Annotated in this window: 18 protein-coding genes and 1 pseudogene; 10 read left to right on the top strand and 9 right to left on the bottom strand. The window is 68.1% G+C overall.

Annotation, left to right across the window (positions count from 1 at the left end; translation table 11 throughout):
- The 4 genes and pseudogenes from ACWC2B_RS19085 to ACWC2B_RS19070 all read left to right on the top strand — a co-directional run.
- On the top strand, positions 1 to 519 hold a 519-nt coding region (locus ACWC2B_RS19085; protein ID WP_450717943.1), incomplete at its 5' end, for an Hsp70 family protein.
- On the top strand, positions 516 to 1,139 hold the full coding sequence (gene grpE / locus ACWC2B_RS19080) for a nucleotide exchange factor GrpE (protein WP_450717941.1): 624 nt from the start codon (positions 516 to 518) through the stop codon (positions 1,137 to 1,139). The genes ACWC2B_RS19085 and grpE, both read left to right, overlap by 4 nt.
- 447 nt (positions 1,140 to 1,586) lie before the next feature.
- Complete coding sequence (locus tag ACWC2B_RS19075; RefSeq protein WP_450717939.1) at positions 1,587 to 1,985, top strand: J domain-containing protein; 399 nt, start codon at positions 1,587 to 1,589, stop codon at positions 1,983 to 1,985.
- A gap of 435 nt (positions 1,986 to 2,420) precedes the next feature.
- Positions 2,421 to 3,097 (top strand): annotated as a pseudogene (locus tag ACWC2B_RS19070) (IS5/IS1182 family transposase).
- Positions 3,098 to 3,127: 30 nt separating this feature from the next.
- Here ACWC2B_RS19070 and ACWC2B_RS19065 read toward each other — a convergent pair.
- Both ACWC2B_RS19065 and ACWC2B_RS19060 read right to left on the bottom strand, forming a co-directional pair.
- On the bottom strand, positions 3,128 to 3,538 hold the full coding sequence (locus tag ACWC2B_RS19065) for a RidA family protein (protein ID WP_450717937.1): 411 nt from the start codon (positions 3,536 to 3,538) through the stop codon (positions 3,128 to 3,130).
- Positions 3,539 to 3,680: 142 nt separating this feature from the next.
- Positions 3,681 to 3,887, bottom strand: coding sequence for a hypothetical protein (locus tag ACWC2B_RS19060; protein WP_450717965.1), 207 nt, complete (start codon positions 3,885 to 3,887; stop codon positions 3,681 to 3,683).
- Positions 3,888 to 3,940: 53 nt separating this feature from the next.
- Here ACWC2B_RS19060 and ACWC2B_RS19055 point away from each other — a divergent pair, with 53 nt between their 5' ends.
- From ACWC2B_RS19055 to ACWC2B_RS19040, 4 genes are all read left to right on the top strand, one after another.
- Positions 3,941 to 4,531, top strand: coding sequence for a hypothetical protein (locus tag ACWC2B_RS19055; RefSeq protein ID WP_450717935.1), 591 nt, complete (start codon positions 3,941 to 3,943; stop codon positions 4,529 to 4,531).
- Positions 4,532 to 4,659: 128 nt separating this feature from the next.
- Positions 4,660 to 6,129 (top strand): aldehyde dehydrogenase family protein, encoded by a 1,470-nt coding sequence (locus ACWC2B_RS19050; RefSeq protein WP_450717933.1) that lies wholly within the window; start codon positions 4,660 to 4,662, stop codon positions 6,127 to 6,129.
- Positions 6,130 to 6,173: 44 nt separating this feature from the next.
- Positions 6,174 to 7,742 (top strand): APC family permease, encoded by a 1,569-nt coding sequence (locus ACWC2B_RS19045; RefSeq protein WP_450717931.1) that lies wholly within the window; start codon positions 6,174 to 6,176, stop codon positions 7,740 to 7,742.
- Between the two features lie 32 nt (positions 7,743 to 7,774).
- Positions 7,775 to 9,328, top strand: a complete 1,554-nt coding sequence (locus ACWC2B_RS19040; protein WP_450717929.1) for a GMC family oxidoreductase — start codon at positions 7,775 to 7,777, stop codon at positions 9,326 to 9,328.
- Positions 9,329 to 9,484: 156 nt separating this feature from the next.
- Here ACWC2B_RS19040 and ACWC2B_RS19035 read toward each other — a convergent pair whose 3' ends face one another.
- The 3 genes from ACWC2B_RS19035 to ACWC2B_RS19025 form a co-directional block, all read right to left on the bottom strand.
- On the bottom strand, positions 9,485 to 10,621 hold the full coding sequence (locus tag ACWC2B_RS19035) for an NADH:flavin oxidoreductase (protein ID WP_450717927.1): 1,137 nt from the start codon (positions 10,619 to 10,621) through the stop codon (positions 9,485 to 9,487).
- Positions 10,622 to 10,783: 162 nt separating this feature from the next.
- Positions 10,784 to 12,619, bottom strand: a complete 1,836-nt coding sequence (locus ACWC2B_RS19030; RefSeq protein WP_450717925.1) for a transglycosylase domain-containing protein — start codon at positions 12,617 to 12,619, stop codon at positions 10,784 to 10,786.
- Positions 12,620 to 13,870: 1,251 nt separating this feature from the next.
- Positions 13,871 to 15,544 (bottom strand): serine/threonine-protein kinase, encoded by a 1,674-nt coding sequence (locus tag ACWC2B_RS19025; RefSeq protein ID WP_450717923.1) that lies wholly within the window; start codon positions 15,542 to 15,544, stop codon positions 13,871 to 13,873.
- On the opposite strand from ACWC2B_RS19025, the gene ACWC2B_RS19020 reads away from it, so the two are divergent.
- Positions 15,537 to 16,571 (top strand): WD40 repeat domain-containing protein, encoded by a 1,035-nt coding sequence (locus ACWC2B_RS19020; RefSeq protein WP_450717921.1) that lies wholly within the window; start codon positions 15,537 to 15,539, stop codon positions 16,569 to 16,571. The two genes, ACWC2B_RS19025 and ACWC2B_RS19020, sit on opposite strands and share 8 nt — an antisense overlap.
- A 33-nt stretch (positions 16,572 to 16,604) precedes the next feature.
- A complete protein-coding gene (locus ACWC2B_RS19015; RefSeq protein WP_450717919.1) occupies positions 16,605 to 16,802 on the top strand; it encodes a hypothetical protein in 198 nt (65 codons plus the stop codon).
- 121 nt (positions 16,803 to 16,923) lie between these two features.
- Here ACWC2B_RS19015 and ACWC2B_RS19010 read toward each other — a convergent pair whose 3' ends face one another.
- The 4 genes from ACWC2B_RS19010 to ACWC2B_RS18995 form a co-directional block, all read right to left on the bottom strand.
- Positions 16,924 to 17,046: a hypothetical protein gene (locus ACWC2B_RS19010; RefSeq protein ID WP_450717917.1), complete on the bottom strand. Its 123-nt coding sequence runs from the start codon at positions 17,044 to 17,046 to the stop codon at positions 16,924 to 16,926.
- Between the two features lie 542 nt (positions 17,047 to 17,588).
- Entirely contained in the window at positions 17,589 to 18,122 is a 534-nt protein-coding gene (locus ACWC2B_RS19005) for a hypothetical protein (protein ID WP_450717915.1), read from the bottom strand.
- Between the two features lie 491 nt (positions 18,123 to 18,613).
- Positions 18,614 to 19,012 (bottom strand): hypothetical protein, encoded by a 399-nt coding sequence (locus tag ACWC2B_RS19000; RefSeq protein ID WP_450717913.1) that lies wholly within the window; start codon positions 19,010 to 19,012, stop codon positions 18,614 to 18,616.
- A 92-nt stretch (positions 19,013 to 19,104) separates the two neighbouring features.
- Positions 19,105 to 20,345, bottom strand: a protein-coding gene (locus ACWC2B_RS18995; protein WP_450717911.1) for an IS3 family transposase whose coding sequence is annotated in 2 segments (ribosomal slippage) — positions 19,105 to 20,015 and positions 20,015 to 20,345 — 1,242 coding nt in all. Because the reading frame shifts where the segments join, the coding sequence is not laid out codon by codon here.
- Positions 20,346 to 20,724 lie beyond the last annotated feature (379 nt).

Genomic DNA, 20,724 nt, shown 5'->3' with positions numbered 1-20,724 from the left:
GCCTTCGACATCGACGCCAACGGCATCATGCACGTGACCGCGAAGGACCTCGGCACGGGCAAGGAGCAGAAGATGACCGTCACCGGCGGCTCCTCCCTGCCACGCCAGGACATCGACCGCATGATCCGCGAGGCCGAGCAGCACGCCGAGGAGGACCGCCGCCGTAAGGAGGAGGCCGAGACCCGCAACAGCGCCGAACAGCTCGTCTACCAGACCGAACGGCTCGTGCGGGACAACGAGGCCAAGATCCCGGCCGACCTCAAGTCTGAGGCCGAAACCGCGATCGCGGACCTGCAGGAGAAGCTCAAGGGCCAGGACGCGTCGGCCATCCGCACGGCGACGGAGCGCGCCAGCACCGTCGCTCAGAAGATTGGCACCGCCCTCTACGACACCCAGGGGGCTACCGGGGCCACCTCAGGCGGCGAGCCAGAATCGCACGCCGGGTCCTCCAGCGCGGACGAAGAAGTCGTCGACGCGGAGATCGTCGACGACGAAAGCCCGAAGGGAGACGTGCGATGAGCGCACCGAAGTCTTCCAACGGATCACGACGGCAGACACTCCCCGTCGTCATCAGGGACAAACGACGCATCGACCCCGCCACCCTCAAGCTCAAGGCAGCCGACAGCGGCACTCCCGAACACACCAAGACCGCCCGCAGCGAAGCCACAGCGCCCGGCGGCCGTGCCGCCGCCGGAAGCACTGCCGTGCGGAGCGAACTCGCCGAAAGCACCGCCGACCTCCAGCGTCTGAAGGCGGAATTCGACAACTACCGCAAGCGCGTGCAGCGTGACCGCCTCGCGATACGGGAAATCGCGGTTGCCAACGTCCTGGGCAGCCTGCTGCACGTTTTGGACGCCATCGACCAGGCCCGCGAGCACGGCGACATCGATCCCGGCCTGCGAGCGGTCGCCGACGCCCTGGAAAACCAGCTCGCCGCCCTCGGACTTCAGTCGATCGGGACTCCGGGAGAACCGTTCGATCCCGCCCGTCACGAAGCCGTCTCCTACCAGCGGTCCAACGAGGTCGACCAGCCAACCTGCACCTCCGTGCTCCGCCCCGGCTACCGCGTCGGACAACACCTCCTGCGCCCGGCCCAGGTCACGGTCACCGAACCGCCCGACAAGACAGACTCGGGCTGAACACTGCGCCCAGGGGTGCCTTCGTTGCCTCGGGCACCCACACCAGTAGCAACGCGGGACGACTGCGAGGAGGTTCCCCACGCCTCCCGCTGCTGGTGAACATATCCGGTGATGACCGACGGGGTGTGTCTGGCCGGCGCCGCTCTCGCTGGTGCCTTGCTCCAGGTCGGCCGACCACATCGCATCGCAGAGGCTCGCTCGCGAACAGGCGTTCAATGTGAGCTGCTCCGGCCGGCGCGTCGCAGCCGATAATCCAGGCGGTCCAACGCCGACAGCACGTGGATTCCCCTCTCCTATGCCCTCTCCACCGACCCTGCCTATCGCCTCTCTTCGGCAGACCGCTGTTTCCTCATCGATTCCTGTATGGGGCTACCTTGACAATGCGTCCCACAGGTTTTATGAGAGGTGAAGAGAGGGACGCTCCGGAAATTCCGGGAGGTGAGAGAAATGAGCGAATCGCGCGCCTCGCGCGACCATTACACCGTGCTCGGACTCCGGGCGGAGGCATCGCCGGAGCAGATCACCAGCGCCTACCGCACGCTGATCCGCGCCTTGCACCCTGACGCCCGCCCAAGCGGCCTGGATGCCGATGCGGAACTCGCCGAGGTCATCGCCGCCTATCAGGTCCTGCACGATCCACTGCTACGGTCCGCATACGACGCCGAACGCAATCAAAAGCGGCGGGCCGCCGGCCATCCGGTACGGATACCCGTGCGGACGAGGTCCACGACAAACGCTGCGGCACGGCCGTACCCACCATCCGCGGCGGCTCCTCGTGCGGCCTACTCGCGGCAGTACGAAGATCCATTCGACCGCATCATAGCCTGGCTGTTTCACGGCCTATAGCTCCGCAATGGCTGCCGACTTCGTATATTCGCCGAGATAATTCAGGCAGATTGACAAGCGTTGCGCCACGGAATTGCGGCCCGTCTGGCAGGGCCTGATGGGCCATCACGCACGGGCAACTCGCGTGCCCCTCTCCGCATCCCCGACCGTGACCAAGATTGTCAATCGCGGGGCGGCCTGTATCCGGCGGTGGCTCGGTCCGACAGCGGGCCCCTTGTGGCCATCGCAGTCGTCGGCCCTCATCGGTCTGCCTGGGCGTGCACGTGACGGGCCGGTAGTGCACGTCGATGGGTGTCCCGGCGTCCGCGTGCCGCTGGGCGAAGGACGACCGGAACGCGTAGGCGAACGTCTTGCTGCGGTCGAACGGCAGCGGCAGACCATCTTCACCGGGCACGGATCTCGTGACCGTCGTGTTCTCGGGTCGTTGTCATGGTCATGGAGCGGGGAGATCTGTCGAACGCACGGTGGTTCCGGTTGAAGCCGCACCTGCCGAAGTCCGGGAGGCGCGGGGGCCGTTGGGTCAGCCACCGCAGGATCATCAATGGGGTCTTGAGCGCCGCGAGTGCGAGGAAAAGACGCACGCGCACGCCTCCGGCAGCTTCGCCCTGACGAGGGAATCGGATGTTCCCGGGGTGGCCTGACCTGCAAGATTCATCTCGCCGGTGAGGGCGGGCGCCGCCCTCTGGCGCTGCTGATCACTCTGGGCCAGTGGGGCGGCGCCCGGGCAGCTCATCCCTGTCATGGAACGTATCCGTGTCAGTCGCCCGGGCGGCGGGCGCCCGCGCACCCGGCCCGACCACCTCGGCGGCGATAAGGCGTACTCGTCCCGCCGCAACCCGCAACCGTCGCTGCCTGCGACGACGCCAGATCAAGCGCACCATCACCGAACCAAGAAGCCAAAGAGCCAGCGGGCCAACCGGCAACGCCGGGGCAGCAGGGGCGGTCGGCCCGCTGGCTCCGATAAGACGATCTGCAAGCGCAGGAACGAAGTTGAGCGGACGATCAACGCGTTAAAGAACTTCCGGGCGGTGGCTCCGAGGTTCGACAAAAGGGCCTGTATCTTTCATGGCCCTGTGACCGTCGCAGCGATTCACCTGTGGCTTGGCTCTTGAACCCGCCGAAGAGCCTGCGAGTACCTGGCATCACCGGACGAGTCCGATGGCCTCAATCTCGATCATCCACTCAGGGTTGGCGAGTGAGGAGACCTCTACGAAGGACTCCGCGAGGTGAGGCTTGTCCGGGAAGTGTTCCGCGCGCAACTTGGCAAAGATGTCCTGCTGTGCGATGTCGGTGACGAACACGGTCGCCTTGACTACCTCGGCGAGGCTGGAGCCCGCGTTGGTGAGGACCGTCGACAGGTTCGCGAGCGCCTGCCGGGCTTGCGCCTCGAAGTCCCCGGTGCCGACCGTGGCTCCCTGGGCATCGATCGGTGCCTGCCCTGATGTGAAGACCAAGTTCCCGACCCGGACGCCGAGCGATATACCGGCCGACTCGTACCAGTCGGGTTCCGCGGAAACGCGCACGCGCTCGGCGGCAGGCTGTGTGACGGACATATTGCTGACACTCCCTCAGAACTGCACACTCGGAGCCGGGAAGCTGTGATCACCCCGGCTTGATCGACAGCCACGAGATCCTGAGATTCATTCCCGAGGGCTTGCAAGTCCGCCTCGCACAGCTCGGGTGATGGTCGCCCACCTACACGAGCGTGCCCCTCCCAGGCATGATCCGTCGGACGGGCCCCCCGGGGTCGGCTGTCTGAGCTGCTCTCACCCTTCGGGTGTTTCCACGATGACCAGGGTGCCCCCGGCTCCCGGTGCGAACGGCGTGCCGAACGCCTGCCGCCACCACGTAAATTTCGCCCGATCCCGCCGTCACCTCGGCTCCCTCCACGCTGAGTTCCAGCCCGCCGTCGAGTACGAGCGGTACCTCGGTGGTGCTGTGTCTCGTTGTCCTGCATGAGCGCGCCGGCCTGGATGGTTCACGATGAACGGCCTGTCGGGGCGGGACAATCCGGTGAAGGAAACCGAGACGGAAGCACGCGAGCCGGCACCGTCGGTGGAGGGGGCGCAGGGCACGGCCAAACCCCCGCCATCCTCAGCCGCCTCGCGCCCCTCGAAGAGGTCGGCCTGGGCTGGCTGCCCCTTGGCCGCCCCCTGTCCGAGTTCTCCGGTGGTGAACGCCAGCGCATCAAGCACGGCAACCGGCTCCACGAGAAAACCGGCTCCACGAGAAAAGCCGCGTCTACGTCTTCGACGCGCCCCCCACCGGACTGCACACGGCCGACCCCGACCACCTCCTCGCCCCCCTGGACCGGCTCGTCGACGACGGCAACACCGTCATCGCGGTGGAACGACCTCGACGTCATCGAGCACACCGACCGGATCATCGACATCGGCCCCGACGCGGGCAAACGCGGCGGCCAGGTCGACTTCACCGGCACCCCCACCGACATGACCCGCACCTCCCGCACCCACACCGCAGAACACCCGCGCATGTCACTGCCCATCCGCAGGGGAGCTCACCTCCTCCTCGGGCGGCCGGCGTAGGACCCAGCGGGGCGGACCGAGCCGTGTTAGGTGTGGCAGGTCACATGTTCGTCGCGAAGATAGCCCGTGCCACAACGACCGGCGCGCCAATGCCCACCGGCCCGTATGGCCTGACCTGGAGGATTGCCATGCCCGAGCTGTTCATCGCCGGCCGGTGGGTGGCGGCCGCGGAAGGGCGCACGCGGGAGATCAGGTGCCCCGCGGACGGCACCCTGGTCGCCCAGGTGGACGAGGCTGGTCCCAAGGATGCAGCCGCCGCGATGGCCGCCGCCCGGGAGGCGTTCGACCACGGTCCGTGGCCGCGTACCTCCGCCACGGACCGGGCCGCGCTACTGCTCCGCGTCGCCGACCTCCTCGTACGCGACAAGGCCGACTTCGCCCGAGCGGAGTCACTCGACACGGGCAAGCGCCTGGTCGAGTCGGAGTACGACATGGACGACATCGCGGGCTGCTTCCGCTACTTCGGCAATCTCGTCGCCGCCGGTGGCGCGGACCGGATCGTCGACACCGGTACCCCCTCTGTCGACAGCCGCGTCGTCCATGAGCCGGTCGGTGTCTGTGCCCTGATCACGCCCTGGAACTACCCGCTGCTCCAGACCGCGTGGAAGGTCGCGCCCGCGCTCGGCGCGGGCAACACCTTCGTCCTCAAGCCGAGCGAGCTGACACCCCACACCGCGATCATGCTGATGAGGCTCCTCCAAGAGGCCGGACTGCCGGACGGGGCCGCCAACCTCGTGCTCGGCTCCGGATCCGTGGTCGGTGCGCCGCTGACCGTCGACGAGCGGATCGATCTGGTTTCTTTCACCGGCGGCCTGGCCACCGGCCGGGGCATCATGGCGGCTGCCGCCCCCACCGTGAAGAAGGTCGCCCTCGAACTCGGCGGCAAGAACCCCAACATCGTCTTCGCCGACGCGCACTTCGATACCGCCGTCGACTACGCGCTCATGGCAGTCTTCCTGCACTCGGGGCAGGTCTGCTCGGCCGGTGCCCGGCTCCTTGTCGAGGACGAGCTGCACGACCGCTTCGTCGACGAACTCGCCGCACGCGCCCGGCGGATCCGCATGGGCGGCCCCTTCGACGAGCACGCCCGCACCGGCCCCCTCATCTCGGCCGCGCACCGCGACAAGGTCGAAGCGTACGTCGCCGCCGGTGTCGCGGAAGGCGCCGTGCTGCGACTCGGCGGCGCCCGGCCCGACGATCCGGCGCTCGCGAACGGCTTCTACTACCCGCCCACCATCCTGGACGAGTGCACCCCGCAGATGTCCGTCGTCCAGGACGAGTCGTTCGGGCCGGTCGTGACGGTGGAGCGGTTCCGTGGCGAGGCCGAGGCGGTGGCGCTCGCGAACGACACCATCTACGGCCTGGCGGGCGCTGTGTGGACGACGGACGAGGGCCGGGCGCACCGGGTGGCCGCCGGCCTGCGGGTCGGCACGGTCTGGATCAACGACTTCCACCCCTACGTCCCGCAGGCCGAGTGGGGCGGCATGAAGCAGTCCGGTGTGGGCCGCGAACTGGGCCCTTCTGGACTTGCCGAGTACACCGAGGCCAAGCACATCTGGCGCAACACCGCCGCCGAACCGCAGCGCTGGTTCGACTGACCGTCGGCCTGTACCCCTGCCCGTACGGAACGAGGAGACTTGTCATGGCGGACACCCCGGCCGGTCCGGACGGACCGGTCAAGAGCGCGTCCTCCGACCACGACGCGGCGCTCACTGAGCTGGGCTACAAGCCCGGCCTCAAGCGAACGCTCGGCAACTTCCACACCTTCGCCGCCGGCATCAGCTACATCTCCATCCTGACCGGCACCTTCCAGCTGTTCTACTTCGGCGTCAGTTTCGGCGGCCCCTCCTACTGGTGGTCCTGGCCGATGGTCTTCCTCGGCCAGCTGATGGTGGCCTTGTGCTTCTGCGAACTCGCCGCCCGTTTCCCCGTCGCGGGCTCGGTCTACAACTGGTCCAAACACTGCGGCGGCCCGCACGTCGGCTGGCTCGCGGGCTGGATGATGACGGTCGCCACGATGGTGTCGCTGGCCGCCGTCGCCCTCGCCTATCAGCTGACGCTCCCTCAGATCTCCAGCTTCTTCCAGGTCGTCGGCGACGGCACGGGCAAGTACGACGCTGCCGCCAACGCGGTCCTGCTCGGCACGATCCTGATCCTGTTCACCACCCTGGTCAACGCGTTCGGCGTCAAGCTGATGGCCACCATCAACTCCGGGGGAGTCTTCATCGAGCTGATCGCGGCCGTCGTCCTGATCGTGCTGCTCGGCGCGCACATCACCCGCGGCCCGAGCGCCATCGTGGACACCAGCGGGTACGGGCAGGGGCAGTCGCTCGGCTATCTCGGCGCGTTCCTGACCGCCTCGCTGGCCTCGGCGTACGTGATGTACGGCTTCGACACCGCCTCCTCGCTCGGTGAGGAGTCCATCGACCCCGCCCGCAACGCACCCCGCGCCATCCTGCGCGCGCTCGTCGCCTCGTTCCTCCTCGGCGGCCTGATCCTGCTCTTCGCATTGCTGGCCGCCCCCGACCTGCACGCGAAAGAGCTGTCGATGGACGGTCTGCAGTATGTGGTGAAGGCCGCGCTCGGCCATACGATCGGCGTGGTCGTGCTGTGGTGCGTCGTCATCGCCATCACCGTGTGCGCACTGTCCGTGCAGACGGCGGGGCTGCGGCTGGCGTTCGCGATGGCCCGGGACAACAACCTGCCGGGCGGCTCGAAACTGGCCCGGCTCAGCCCGAGATTCCAGACGCCGGTGCTGGCCACGTGTCTGATCGGGATCGTGGCCGTCGCCATCCTGGTGGTCAACATCAACCAGCCGCAGATCTTCTCGGTCGTCACCAGCATCGCCATCGTGATGATCTACATCGCCTATCTGCTGGTGACGCTACCCCTGCTGGTCCAGCGGCTGCGCGGCCGCTGGACGACGGCCCCCGGCAGCTTCTCGCTGGGCCGGTTCGGGATTCCGATCAACATCCTGGCTGTGCTCTGGGGCGCCGCGATGACCGTCAACCTGCTGTGGCCGCGCGCCGCGGTCTACAACGCCACCGGGCCGCAGCACTGGTATCTGCGCTGGGGCGGCGTCCTGTTCGTCGGCGTCGTCGGTGTCGGAGGCTTCTTCTACTACTGGTTCGTCCAGCGCCGGCAGACCGGCGTTCTCGCCGAGCACGCCGTCGACGAGCTGCCCGAACCGATGGCCCACGGCGGACCGTAGGAGCGCACACATCCGTACGAGAAGGAGCTGACGTGGACGAGTTCGACTATGTGGTGGTCGGCGGCGGCACCGCCGGGTGCGTCGTCGCCGCCCGGCTGAGCGAGGACCCGTCGGTCAGGGTCTGCCTCCTGGAGGCAGGGCCCAGCGACGTCGGGGACGACAACATCCTGCGCCTGGAACGCTGGATGGGCCTGCTGGAGTCCGGATACGACTGGGACTACCCCGTCGAACCGCAGGAGCACGGCAACAGCTTCATGCGGCACGCCCGCGCGCGGGTCCTCGGCGGCTGTTCCTCGCACAATTCCTGCATCGCCTTCTGGGCCCCCGCCGAGGACCTCGACGACTGGGCCGCCGCCGGCTGCACGGGCTGGGGCGCGGCCGACACGTTTCCGCTCTACCGGCGCCTGGAGAACAACGACGGGCCCGGCGATCACCACGGCCGCACCGGCCCGGTCAAGATCCGCACCGTCAAGCCCGACGACCCGTGCGGCAGCGCCGTGCTGAAGGCGTGCGCGCAGGCCACCATTCCCCTTGCCACCTTCAATACCGGCACAACCATCGTGCGGGGCGCGGGCTGGTTCCAGATCAACTCCGACGAGAACAACATGCGCCAGTCCTCGTCCGTCGCCTATCTGCACCCCGCGCTCGGCAAGCGCCCGAATCTGGAAGTACGCACCGGGATCCGGGCCCAGCGGCTCCTGATCGACGGCAACCGGCGCTGCACGGGTGCCGCCTACCTCGCCCCGGACCTGGTCCACTCCCACACGGTCACCGCGCGCCGCGAAACCATCGTGAGCTGCGGCGCCATCGACACGCCGAAGCTCCTGATGCTCTCGGGCATCGGACCGGCCGACCACCTGCGCGACGTGGGCGTGGACGTGTTCCTGGACGCACCGGGTGTGGGCGAAAACCTCCAGGACCACCCGGAGGGAGTGATCATGTGGGAGGCCCGGCAGCCCATGGTGACCACGTCGCAGCAGTGGTGGGAGATCGGCATCTTCGTCGACACCCAACCGGGCCTGGACCGCCCGGACTTGATGTTCCACTACGGCTCGATGCCGTTCGACATGAACACCTACCGGCGCGGCTACCCGACGAGCGAGAACGCGTTCTGCCTCACGCCGAACGTCACCCGCGCCCGCTCGCGCGGCACCGTGCGGCTGCGGACGCGCGACTTCCGTGACAAGCCGTGCGTCGACCCGCGCTACTTCACGGACGAGCACGACGTACGGGTGATGACGTACGGGCTGCGGCTGGCCCGCGAGATCGCCGCGCAGCCCGCGCTGGCGTCGTGGGCAGGGGCCGAGCTCGCGCCGGGGCCGGATGTCCACACCGACGACGAGTTGCTCGACTACATTGCCGCGACCCACAACACCGTCTACCACCCCTCCTGCACCGTGAAGATGGGCGCGGACGACGACCCGAGTGCCCCGCTCGACGCCCGGCTGCGGGTCAAAGGCATCGAGAATCTACGGGTCGCCGATGGCTCCGTCATGCCGGATCTCGTCACCGTCAATCCATGCATCACGACGATGATGATCGGCGAGAAGTGCGCCGACATGCTCAAGGAGGACTCCAAGCGATGACCAAGTGACGTGACGTGAGGGGCGAGTTCGACCCCGATCCCCGCGGGGTAGGGGGCTTCGACTGTGGGCGTGGCCACCGTCGGCCTGTCCATGCCCTGGAGCTCTGGCCAGATCGAGGGCCACGCTGCCGCAGCACCGTCAGAGCCACGTAGTCGGTCAGCTCAAGGACTTCAGGGCGGAGGGGTCGTACGCCTTGAGTTCCGTGAAGCGTCCGGCCAGGACCTTCGCAGCCCACTCCGGGTCCTGGAGCAGTGCGCGGCCGATCGCGACCAGGTCGAACTCGTCGCTCTCCAGGCGGTCGAGCAGGTCGTCGATGCCGCGGGCCGAGGAGCCTTCGCCGGCGAACGCGCGGATGAAGTCGCTGTCGAGACCGACCGAGCCGACCGAGATGGTGGGCTTGCCCGTGAGCTTCTTCGTCCAGCCCGCCAGGTTCAGGTCCGAGCCCTCGAACTCCGGGACCCAGTAGCGGCGTGTCGAGGCGTGGAAAACGTCCACACCGGCCTCGGCGAGCGGGGTCAGGATCGCGCCCAGCTCCTCGGGGGTCTCGGCGAGGCGGGCGTCGTAGGCCTGCTGCTTCCACTGCGAGTAGCGGAAGATGATGGGGAAGTCCGGGGAGACCACCGCGCGGACCGCGGCGACGATCTCGGCCGCGAACTTCGTGCGGGCCACTGCCGAGCCGCCGTAAGCATCCGTGCGCCGGTTGGTGCCTTCCCACAGGAACTGGTCGATCAGGTAACCGTGCGCACCGTGCAGCTCGATGCCGTCGAAGCCGATTCGCTCGGCATCGGCGGCGGCTTGGGCGAACGCGGCGATGACGTCGTCCAGGTCCTGCTGGGTCATCTCCTTGCCGGTGATCTCGGCGCCTGCGGAGCTGATGCCGGAGGGACCGACGGCCGGGGCGTCCGGGTACGGAGGCTGGCCGGCTTCGCGGACCATGCCGATGTGCCACAGCTGCGGAGCGATCGTGCCGCCCGCCGCGTGTACGGCGTCCACGACGTTCTTCCAGCCCGCCAGCTGCTTTTCGCCGTGGAAGCGCGGGATGTCGTCGCTCTGGCCCGCCGAGTCGTGGCCGACGTAGGTGCCCTCGGTGACGATCAGACCGACGCCGGCGGCGGCTCGGCGGGCGTAGTACGACACCACGTCCGTGCTCGGGATACCGCCGGGGGAGAACTGACGGGTCATGGGCGCCATCACAATCCGGTTCGGCACGGTGAGGCCATTGAGCTGGACCGGGCGGGCGAGGGCGCGGGCGGTGCGGGTGTCGGTGGGCGTGGCGGCGTCGGCGACTGTCACGTGGGGCTCCTCAGAAATAACGGGCTCATATATATGTGCGCATGCATCAACTGCAACTGCCACACACGTCGTCCCATTCCGCCGGGCCTGGCTGCGTCAACTGGGCGGTGGGCTCTGATCCCACGTATGGGGATCAGAGCCCACACAAACCCGACATTGAACCTACCCGGCCTTGGCGGGAGTGCAGCCGCGTGGGTTCGCGTCCATGTAGTCGCCCCAGATCTTCGCGGGAAAGGCGTTCCCCCGCTGTCCCGTGTCACCGCCCACGTCCGACATCGGCAGCAGCTTGCCGTCCGTGGGCTGCATACGGAACATCGTCACGGCGGTGGAGGCGTACTTCGCCCAGCCCACGAACCAGGCCGACTTCAGGCGGTCCTGGTCGCCGGTGCGGCCCGCCGAGACGGGAGCGCCGACCGCACACTCCGTGCCGCCGGCGAACACCTTGCTCCCCGCCTCGCGCAGGGCGTCGCCCACCTCGTCGGCAACGTCTCGGGGTAGGGCGCGCCGGGCCTTCGTGCGGCTCTCGAAACCGCCCACCGACTCGTCGTCCTTGATGAGCTTGGTCACCGAGTAGGGGTCGTTCTGGAGGCCGTGGTTGGCGAAGGTGCCGTACGCGTCCGCCATGCGGATCGCACTGGGCGTGGACGTGCCGACGGAGAAGGTGTCCTCCAGCGGAGCCATGCTGTTTTCGAGCAGGCCCGACCGGACCGCGATGTCCTTCACGGCCTCCAGTCCCACCTCCTTGCCCAGGCGGACATAGGTGGCGTTTCCGCCCGTCGCCAGGGCTTGGCGCAGGCTCGGGTGGGAGCCGTCCGGAGCCGCCGTCGCGGACGGGCTCTGGAGCTTGCCGGTGTTGCCGTAGAAGTCCCCGGAGTGCACGGACGTCCGGTCGCCGTCCCTTTTTTCCGTGCCGTACTGAAGAGCAGCCGCGAGGACGAACGGTTTAAAGGCCGAGCCGACCGGCACGCCGAGGGTGTCGGCGTTGTTGGTGAACTGTTTCGTCGCATCGGGCCCGCCGTAGAGGGCGAGGACGGCGCCGTCGGAGTGGCGTACGGAGGCGGCGCCGACTTGGATGTTCCGGTCGGCCTCCCGGTTCCTCGGGTCGATGTTTTTCGCCAGGACGGATTCGACGGACGCGGTGAGCCGCTCCACCTGCTTCTTGTCGAACGTGGTGTGGATCCGGTAGCCGCCGTGCGCCAGGTCCTGGTCGGTGATCATGGAGTGCGCCTTGATGTATTTATTGGCGACGTCGACGAGATAGCCGGTCTGGCCCGCGAGGTTCGTGGCCATGGACTGCTTGTCCGGCTCCGGGAAGGTCCGGTGCTTGTCGCGCTCCTGCTGCGACATCAGCCCGGCCTCGACCTCGCGATCGAGGATCCACTTCCAGCGGTCCTCCGCACGCTCGTGGTTGGCGCGGCTCGTCGCCGGGTCGTAGAGTTCGGCGCCCTTCAGCAGCGCCGCCAGCGCAGCCCCTTGGCCCGGATCGAGCTGCCTCGCCGGAATGCCGTAATACGCGTGTGCGGCGGCCTCGATCCCGTACGCCCCGCGGCCGAACCAGCTCGTGTTGAGATAGCCCTGGAGGATGTCCTGCTTGCTCTTTGTCCGGTCGAGCTTAAGCGAAATAATAAATTCCTTGGCCTTTCGGGTGAGAGTTTGTTCCTGCGAGAGGTACGTGTTCTTCACATATTGCTGAGTGATGGTGGAACCGCCCTGCGTCTCCTGCCCCTCCACCGTACTGGCGGCGGCTCGTAAAATTCCTTTTAGCGATACTCCGGGGTCGCTGTAGAAACTCTCATTCTCGGCGGCAATCACGGCGTTCTGTACAGATTCCGGCACGTCCGCGAGGTGGACAATATTGCGGTTCACCTTGCCCAGGCTCACCATCTGGGTACCGTCCGCCCAGTAGTACGTGTTTGCCTCCTGGACGGCGACGGCGTTCTCGTCCGGGATGTCCACACTTGTATATGCCCAGGCGAACAGGCCTACCAGAGCGCTCACGCCGAGTACGACCGTGCCCAGTACCAGCCGCCACGACGGCAGCCAGCGGCGCAGGCCTCTTTTCCCCCGGCGCGGATAGTCGACGAAGCTCCTGCCCCGCGGATGTCGCCTCGCCGGCTTCTCCCGACTCTCCTGCTGCTGCCTCTTGCCCACGGTCCGGCCAATCCCTGGATTTCGGTGTCGCCGGGAAGATGAACGGGGCGCACCGAACGGTTGGCCGCCTTTCATGAGCGTCCTATGACGGGTCTATGACCGTTCCATGACAGCTGCTGCTGCGAGGGTTCTATGACAGCTGAGGTTGTCACTCACGTTCCGGTCCGGAATGCGCAATCTGCGCCGACTGCTGAACCAAGGCCTGGTGCATGCCTTCGCTGTTCTTCGGGAGGATCGGCAGAGCGAATGCCTCGCACAGGCCTTAGGCCCGTATCGGACAGCCGGCCTCGGTGAGCCCACCGCCCGACCTGGGCTCCATGGAGTGCCTCGACGGGGTCGACCGGCAACTCGCCCCGTTGCTTCCCTTCCTCTCGTCCGCAACGGCTGGATCGAGGTCCGGCACATCCCGGATACGAGCAGCGACGCCTTCACCGTGATCCCCCTCGAAGGCCTCCGCTCTGCCCTTGCCGACCCCGCTGTCCGGTATCAAGGCGACGACTGGGGCGTCGGTGTCGGCTGCGTCGTCACCTACACCGGTCTGGCGGTCTGGCGGGGTGGCTGTAGCACCGTGTGGAGCAGCCGTCTGAACGTTGGCTGACACACACGGTGTGCTCGGGTCAGCCGAAAGCCTCACACGGGCCAACTCGACTGAGACAGCGAGCACTTCGGACCTGATTGCCTGAGGAAGGAACCAGATCACCGGCTACGGGACACGTGCCACCTTGAGCGCGTGCCATCGAAGCCTGAGCAACCATGCGCTGCCCGGCAGGGGGCCGCACGGTCGTCACGACGGCGGAGGGGCGAATGGCCCCAGGTCCGCCGCGTCGTCACCGACCTGATCGGCCAAGGCCGGTGGGAGGACGGCGACCCGGACATTCTGGTCGCCTTCGATGCCGGTTACGACGCCCCGCGCATGGCCTACCTCCTGACGCACAGCTCAGCCCGTGCACCCAAACCATCAACTCCCGGCCCAAGACGCCCACTTGGCTCGAAGAACCAGCGATCCGCCACCCGATACGACGTGGCTAAATCGACCGGACGCCCTGAAGGCATCGCCGAACGTAATCAAATCGAAGCGCGCAAACCATAAAAACAAGCTCAGTTGGCCGACGAGGGCGCGACCGCCCGGCGCCAGACGGTGGCGTCGAGGGTGACGTGGAAGGCGGGGTCGGTGTTGGCCGTCTGCCCCCGGAAGGTGATCAGGCCGATGTGACCCGCCTGGGTGAGGACGCAGAACTGGGCGCCCGGGGACAGCTTGTCCAGGGGGATGTAGTCGGCGAAGCGCGTCTCGTCGCGGCAGGTCTCCAGCGATCCGGCCTGCCCCGGGTCGAGCAGCACAAGGTGGTTGCCTGCCTGGGTGCGCACGCGGTACGGGAGCGAGTGCCCGGCGAACTCCAGGTCACCGGCGGAGCCGCCCGACTCCTGCGGCCGCAGCTCACCGTCGCCGAACCTCAGGGTGTAATTTTCCGTCAGGTTGATGCCCGTGCGGGTGACCGGCTCCGGCGCCTTGGCCACGTCGGCCGGCGACTTCGAGGCCTTGGGGGTGGACGAGGTCCCCTTCCCGTTCCCGGCGGCCTGGTCTTCCGTGCCGGAGTTGCGGCTCACGAGGTACAGGCCGCCGCCGGCGAGCAGCGCCAGGGCGAGCCCGACCGCCACGGCCACGCCCGGCCGCCGGTTCGGGCGGCCCGGCGCGGACGGCGGGGGCGGGTAGCCCGGTGGCATCGACGGCTGGGCATAGGGGCCCGGCGCGGGCGGCGTCGGCGGTCCGTACGCTCCCTGGACGGCGGGCGGTGCGGCGGGCGCGGCGGTCACCGTCGGCGCGTGGCCGGGCGGCGACGGTGCCGGGGCCGCCGGGACCCGGGTCACCTCGGGCGGTGCGGGCGCCGCCGCGCGCAGCGTGATGTCGGCGGCGACCGCGCCGGGCAGCCAGGCCTCGGGGCGGCGCAGCGGCGCGTTGCCGTTGGCGGCCCGGCACAGTGCGAGGACCTCGTCGACCGAGGGCCTGGCCGCCGGGTCCTTGGCGAGGCAGCGGGCCACCAACTCCTGGAGCTGGGGCGGGAGTCGGGTGAGGTCGGGCTGCTCGTGGACGATGCGGTAGAGCACCCCGTGCGAGGTGCCCTCGCCGAACGCGGGCAGGCCGGTCGCCGCGTACGCCGCGACCTGGCCGAGCGCGAAGATGTCGGTGGCCGGGGTGACTACACCGCCCGCGGCCTGTTCGGGTGCCATGAAGGTCGGGGTGCCGATGGTGACGCCGCTGCCGGTGAGGGCGGTCGCGTCGGCGGCCCGCGCGATGCCGAAGTCGATGACGCGGGGCCCGTCGCCCGCGAGTAGGACGTTGGACGGCTTGAGGTCGCGATGGACGATGCCGGCCCCGTGGATGACCTGCAGGGCCTCGGCGATGCCCGCGACCAGGAGCAGCACGGTGGGCACTGGCAGCCCGCCGTGCCGCTGCACGGCGTCGGCCAGGGAGGGCCCGGGGACGTAGGCCGTGGCGAGCCAGGGGTGGCGGCCCTCGGTGTCGGAGTCGATCACCGGCGCGGTGTAGAGGCCCTGCACGCGCTCGGCGGCCCGCACCTCCTGCTGGAAGCGGCGGCGGAACTCGGCGTCCTCGCCGAACTCCGGGCGGATCACTTTGATCGCGACGGGCCGTCCGCCCGGCGTGTAGGAGAGGTACACCTTGCCCATGCCGCCGGCGCCGAGCCTGGCCGCGATGCGGTATCCGGCCACGGACCGCGGGTCGTCGCCCTCCAACGGTTGAAAGACGGTGTCCAACTCTATTCCCCCACAGTCGTTTTCGGCCCGCGCGGCGGCACCCGCCCGGCGCACGCGGAACTCTACCGAACGCAAGATCCTCTGCCGCTCCAAGGAATCCGGAACGCTCGGACACGGTCTCGGTTCGCGGACGTTCCCAACGGGCGCAGGGGAGGGAGGGGCTCGGCCCTACGGTGAAGCGGAGTGCTCCCAAGGGTGCTTGAGCGGCCGGTCGCCTCCCGCACGTTGGCGACCGGCCGCAACCTTGATCAGCCACACGAACTGGGTGTACTGGCTGCGGTTCAGTCCCGACGGACGCACCCTGGCCAGCGCCAGCCGCGACGACACGATCCGCTCGTGGGACGTGACCGATCCTGCCCGGCCGACTGCTCTCGGCGCCCTGACCGGCCACACTGACTACGTCTTCTCGGTCAGCCCCGACGGCCACACCCTCGTCACCGCCAGCCGTGACCGCACGATCCGCTTGTGGGACGTGACCGATCCTGCCCGGCCGGCCCCGCTCGCGACGCCGCTGACCGGGCACACCGACTCCGTGGCCTCAGCTGCCTGCAGCCCGGACGGTTGGACCGTGGCCAGCGCCGGGCATGACCGCACGATCCGCCTGTGGAACACCACCGACACCAGACGCATCGCACCACTGTCAACAACCACCACCGGCACCAACATCCCGGGCCACGCACTGGCCTTCAACCCCACCGGCCATCTCCTGGCCACCGAAGGGCCCGGCTACACCCTCCAGCTGTGGGACACCACTGACCCTGCCCATCCCCACCCTGCGGCACCGGCCCTGACGGGGCAGATCAGCCCAAGTCACTGGGTCGGCTTCAGCGGGGACGGCCGCCTCCTGGCTGCCTCCGGCGCCGATGACAACGTACGGATCTGGGATCTGCGCGACCCCGCCCGACCCACGGCCCGTTCCCCTCTCGTCACCGGTGACATCGGCGGCATCCTCTGGGCAGGTTTCCACCCCCGCAATGCGATGCGGCCACAGTCGGCGCCGGCCACACCATCCAACTGTGGGACCTGACCAGCCCGAACCACCCCAAAATGCTGAGCCCCGGTGACCTGGCTCGACAAGGCGATCAAGGCGGAGCGCGGCCTGCCGGTGCCAACGCCCGGCCGCACCATCATGTATGTGCGGTTGCCCGTGGCCGGACAGGGTGACGTGGCCCTGATCGTCAGCCTCGGCGAAAACGCCAAGGCCGACCCTCAACTGGAACGTCTGGCCAAGGAACTGGCGGGCCAGGCAGGGACCTGAGCCACTCATAGGGGTATGCGCCGTGATGCCTGCCAGCCGTCGTCGATGCTCGTCCGGTGTACGCGAGCACCCTGGCTGGACGGCCTCGTCAGCCGCCTTCAGGGAAGGTACGTTCCCGGACTCAGCCGATCGGCTTGCGGATCTCGGCGCGTACATCGGCGGCCAGTTCGGCGGCCTCGGCAACATCGACGTCGGCGGGCTTCTGCGTGGCTGACGCGGGGGTGACGACCCCGATGCTTGCCACGGTTTGCTGTCGCCCCATGCGCACATCGGGGAGGTGAGGGTGAGGGCGCCATGCCGGGGCGCACACGGCAGGGACTCTGCCCGGTCGGCAGCACGCCGTGCCGCGCTTCGATACGAATGGGGGCATCCGCCCTCATCTTCCACCGGCTCATCGAGGGGAACGGCGCCGAGGTGTCGTCCCCGATGGTTCGGCGCTACGTCGCGGACCGGAAGCCGAAGATCCTCTCAGCCTCGGGCAAAGCGCCGGTGGAAGTGCTCATGCCGCAGACCCAGCTCCTCGGTCACGAGACGGAGGTCGACTTCGGCGGCGTGACCACTGTGCGGCCGTGTGCCGCTCTCGTGTCAGCAGCCGGGCGGAGTTTGTGCCGACGCGTGACAGCGGGGCGGACATGAGGTCAGCGGGGCGGACATGAGGCCGCCGCCGCATTGCTCAGGAGGCGGGAACAACCGTGTCGACTCCACGAGTTCGAGCCCACATGGCCCTCGCCCCGGAGAGGGCAGCCGCCGGAGAGCACGGCTGCCCGTCGCCGAAGTGCCGATGCGTCAGCTTACGGTCTCGCAGGCGCCCTGGCGGGAGGTGTAGGTGAAGGACGTGGCGCAGTAGTAGCCGGGCGTCACGTTGTAGTCGAAGTTCCAGACAGCGTGGTACCAGCCGCCGTTCTCGTAGAAGTTACCCGTCTGAGCGATCACACCCGAGGGGCCGTTGATCTGCATGTTCACCGTGCCGGCGCTGGGGAAGTGCGTCAAGTTCTCGATGTAGTAGACGTAAGTCCCGCTACCGTTGATGTTGATGCAGACCTCGAAGCTGCCACCCGCGCAGCCGGAGGCGGAGAAGGGCCGGACCCCCGCAGCGGAGTCGCGGTAGATGTCGACCGTACCTTGCGCCGTCTTGACTTCCTTGACCAGCACCGAACCCGCGGGAGCAGCCACGGAGTGGGTCGGCGTCGGGCTGCTGACGCTCGCCGCGTCGGCGGCCGCGGCTCCGGTCGCACCGACCGTCCCCACCAGGGCCATGGCGACCGCCGTCGCCTTCAGCGCGGTCAACGCCCGGCTCTTCGTCATGAACTTGTTCGTCATCTGATCCCCGTTTCCTTTCGTTGCGCGGGAACGGCTGGATACCGCACGGTGACGCTACGGACACGGGTCCTTCGGTCGTCCTAGCTTCGTCCTAGTGCGAGGTCAGCCGGGGGGAGGGCGGCGCTGATCGTGAAGTGCCGGGGGCCAACATGAGGTTCGGCGTGCCGGGGCCGTTACCCGCGCAGATTACCGGGCGCGAGGTCCGGCTCGACGAGCCGCGGCAGGCCACGATGTTGGCCGCGCTGCTGGTCGACGCCAACAACGTAGTCGCCATGGAAGGGCTCATCGCCGTGATGCGTTCAGCGGTCAGTTCGCTGGCTTCGGCTTGTCGTCACGCTGGACAGGGGCTGGTGCCTGGAGCGTTGAACCGCAGGTGCCCAGCGGGTAGGCGACCCATATCGACATCCAGTCCGTCGATGGCGCGAGGACCCGCGCACCGGCGGAGGTGTCTGTCTCATGTGGCATGTCCCGTGGCCCTCTGTTGCGGATGTTCATGGTTGGTCGGTGCGGGTGAGGACGCCGGTGACGCTGTTTCCTTCGTAGGGCTCGCGTTTGGTGTGCGGCAGGGGTACTTCGACGAGCTTCCCGTTGTAGATCATCCATAGTCCGAAGCAGGAGTCTTCTTCGTCGCGCACGAGGATCTGGACCGAGTGGGGGTCGGGCCAGGGGAGCGACTCAAGGTGGGCCAGCAGGCCGCGCCAGTTGAGGCGGATGAATTGGATGACCCATGCATAGCACTCCTGCGAGGGCATCCGACTCCCGTAGAACATCCCGTCGTCGACGCGTGTGAAGCACTGATGCCATTCCCGGTTGTCGTCGGGCTGAGTCAGTGGCTCCATTATCTCCTCTGCGTTCCTTGCCAGCACGATGACCTCGGCGAATCTGCTCATGCGTGCAGTGTCTCAGCATGTCAGCTGGTGAGCAGGGGAGTTATCCGGGTGAAGGGGCCTTCCCCCGCCGGAGTGGACACGCGTTCGGGGTCTTATGCAGCCAGCGACAGCGTAGTGGATCTTTGCTGATGCCGGTGTTCGTGCGCGACCGGGCTGCGCTGTCCGTTCGCGGAGTGGAGCCTTCGGGTGTTGTAGCGGGTCAGCCACCGGAAGACCGTGCGTCGGCAGGTGGTGGCGTCGTCGTAGCGGTGGGCGCCCTGGAGCGTCTCGCGTTTCAGGCTTGCGTGAAAGCTCTCGCAGGCTGCGTTGTCGGCGCTGGTGCCGACCGCTCCCATGGAGCGGGTGACGCCCAACTCCCGGCACAGATCGGCGAATTCCTTCGATCCGTACTGGGCTCCGTGATCGGAGTGGAAGATCGCCCCGGACAGGGAGCCACGGGTGGCAGCGGCCATCCGTATCGCGTCGGCGACCAGTTCGGTGCGCATGTGATCGGCGATGGACCAGCCGACCACCCGGCGGCTGAAGCAGTCCAGGACCGTCGCGAGATAGAGGAACTCGCCATCGCCGTAAGGGAGATAGGTGATGTCACCCATGTACTTCAGTCCCGGTTCGGGAGCGGTGAAATCCCGCCGGAACAGGTCGGGCACCGCACTGAGGGCGGGGTCGGGGATCGTGGTCCGCACGCGTCTGCGCAGGCGGATGCCGACGATGTCGTACTTGCGCATGACGCGGGCGACTCGCTTCCTGTTGATGTGCCGACCGTTCTCGCGGAGCTCGGCGGTGATCCGGGGCGAGCCGTAGGTGGCGTCGGAGTCGGTGTGGGCGGCGCGGATCTCGGCGGCCAGGGCGGCGTCGGCCGCCTCACGTCCGGCCCGGGCCGGGGCGCCTGCCCGCCACTTGTAGTAACTGGACCGGTTCAGCTCCAGCACCCGGCACAGCCGCTTCACCTCGAAGGTGTCCCGGTGGTCATCAACGAACTGGAAGCGGTTCACCAGTTCGTCTCGCCGGCGAAATACTTGGCCGCCTTGCGGAGGATGTCCCGCTCGGTGGCCAGTTTCCGTTCGCTCGCCTCCAGCTCGGCCACCCGGGCCTCCAACTGCCGGATCCGCTCGTCAGAATCGGCCACCGGCGCCGCATCGGCCGCCCGGACCGGAGTCCTTGCGGGCAGCGCGCCAGCACCACGCCGTTCGCGGTCCCGTAGCACCCACTCGCGCAAGGTGGCCCGGTTGACGCCCAGGTCGGCGGCGATGCTCTTGTACGTCGCACCGGGCGTGGACTCGTACAGGGCCACGGCATCGGCCCTGAACTCGTCCGAGTAATCCTTCAGCGCCATCGGCGGTCTACTCGCTTCCTCCGGATCCATCAAGATCCAGTATCAGCGTGTCCACCAAACAGGGGGAGGCCCCGAGGCCCGGATGTGCGTGCCCCGCACCCATGCGGTTGTCTTGTTCATCCGGCCCGAGGCAGGGTTCTGCGATGGGCAACCTGGTCCCGAGGCCTTGAACTCCCGCTTGTGGGGAGGCAGTTGTGGCAGTGTCGCTGGATGCCGATGGCGAGGACTGCCATCGCCCCGACCACCCGCCGAAGACCTGCCTTCGCCCAAGAAGCCGGTGGAGCCGCCCCGGCCCGAAAGCGCCACGTCTGCCTCTGACTTGGTGCGGCCGCTGCTCGTGACGCGGATTGTCAACCGTAGGCCGGCGAACTGGACGCTG

This window comes from Streptomyces sp. NPDC001415 (genome assembly GCF_053597395.1).
Note: the sequence above shows the minus strand (reverse complement) of the source record. Positions and strands in the feature narration are given on the sequence as shown.

Bases quoted from the DNA above. Each gene is read 5' to 3' on its own strand.
- grpE (WP_450717941.1), top strand. From the start codon at position 516: ATGAGCGCACCGAAGTCTTCCAACGGATCACGACGGCAGACACTCCCC.
- ACWC2B_RS19075 (WP_450717939.1), top strand. From the start codon at position 1,587: ATGAGCGAATCGCGCGCCTCGCGCGACCATTACACCGTGCTCGGACTC.
- ACWC2B_RS19065 (WP_450717937.1), bottom strand. From the start codon at position 3,538: ATGTCCGTCACACAGCCTGCCGCCGAGCGCGTGCGCGTTTCCGCGGAA.
- ACWC2B_RS19055 (WP_450717935.1), top strand. From the start codon at position 3,941: ATGAGCGCGCCGGCCTGGATGGTTCACGATGAACGGCCTGTCGGGGCG.
- ACWC2B_RS19050 (WP_450717933.1), top strand. From the start codon at position 4,660: ATGCCCGAGCTGTTCATCGCCGGCCGGTGGGTGGCGGCCGCGGAAGGG.
- ACWC2B_RS19045 (WP_450717931.1), top strand. From the start codon at position 6,174: ATGGCGGACACCCCGGCCGGTCCGGACGGACCGGTCAAGAGCGCGTCC.
- ACWC2B_RS19005 (WP_450717915.1), bottom strand. From the start codon at position 18,122: ATGACGAACAAGTTCATGACGAAGAGCCGGGCGTTGACCGCGCTGAAG.
- ACWC2B_RS19000 (WP_450717913.1), bottom strand. From the start codon at position 19,012: ATGAGCAGATTCGCCGAGGTCATCGTGCTGGCAAGGAACGCAGAGGAG.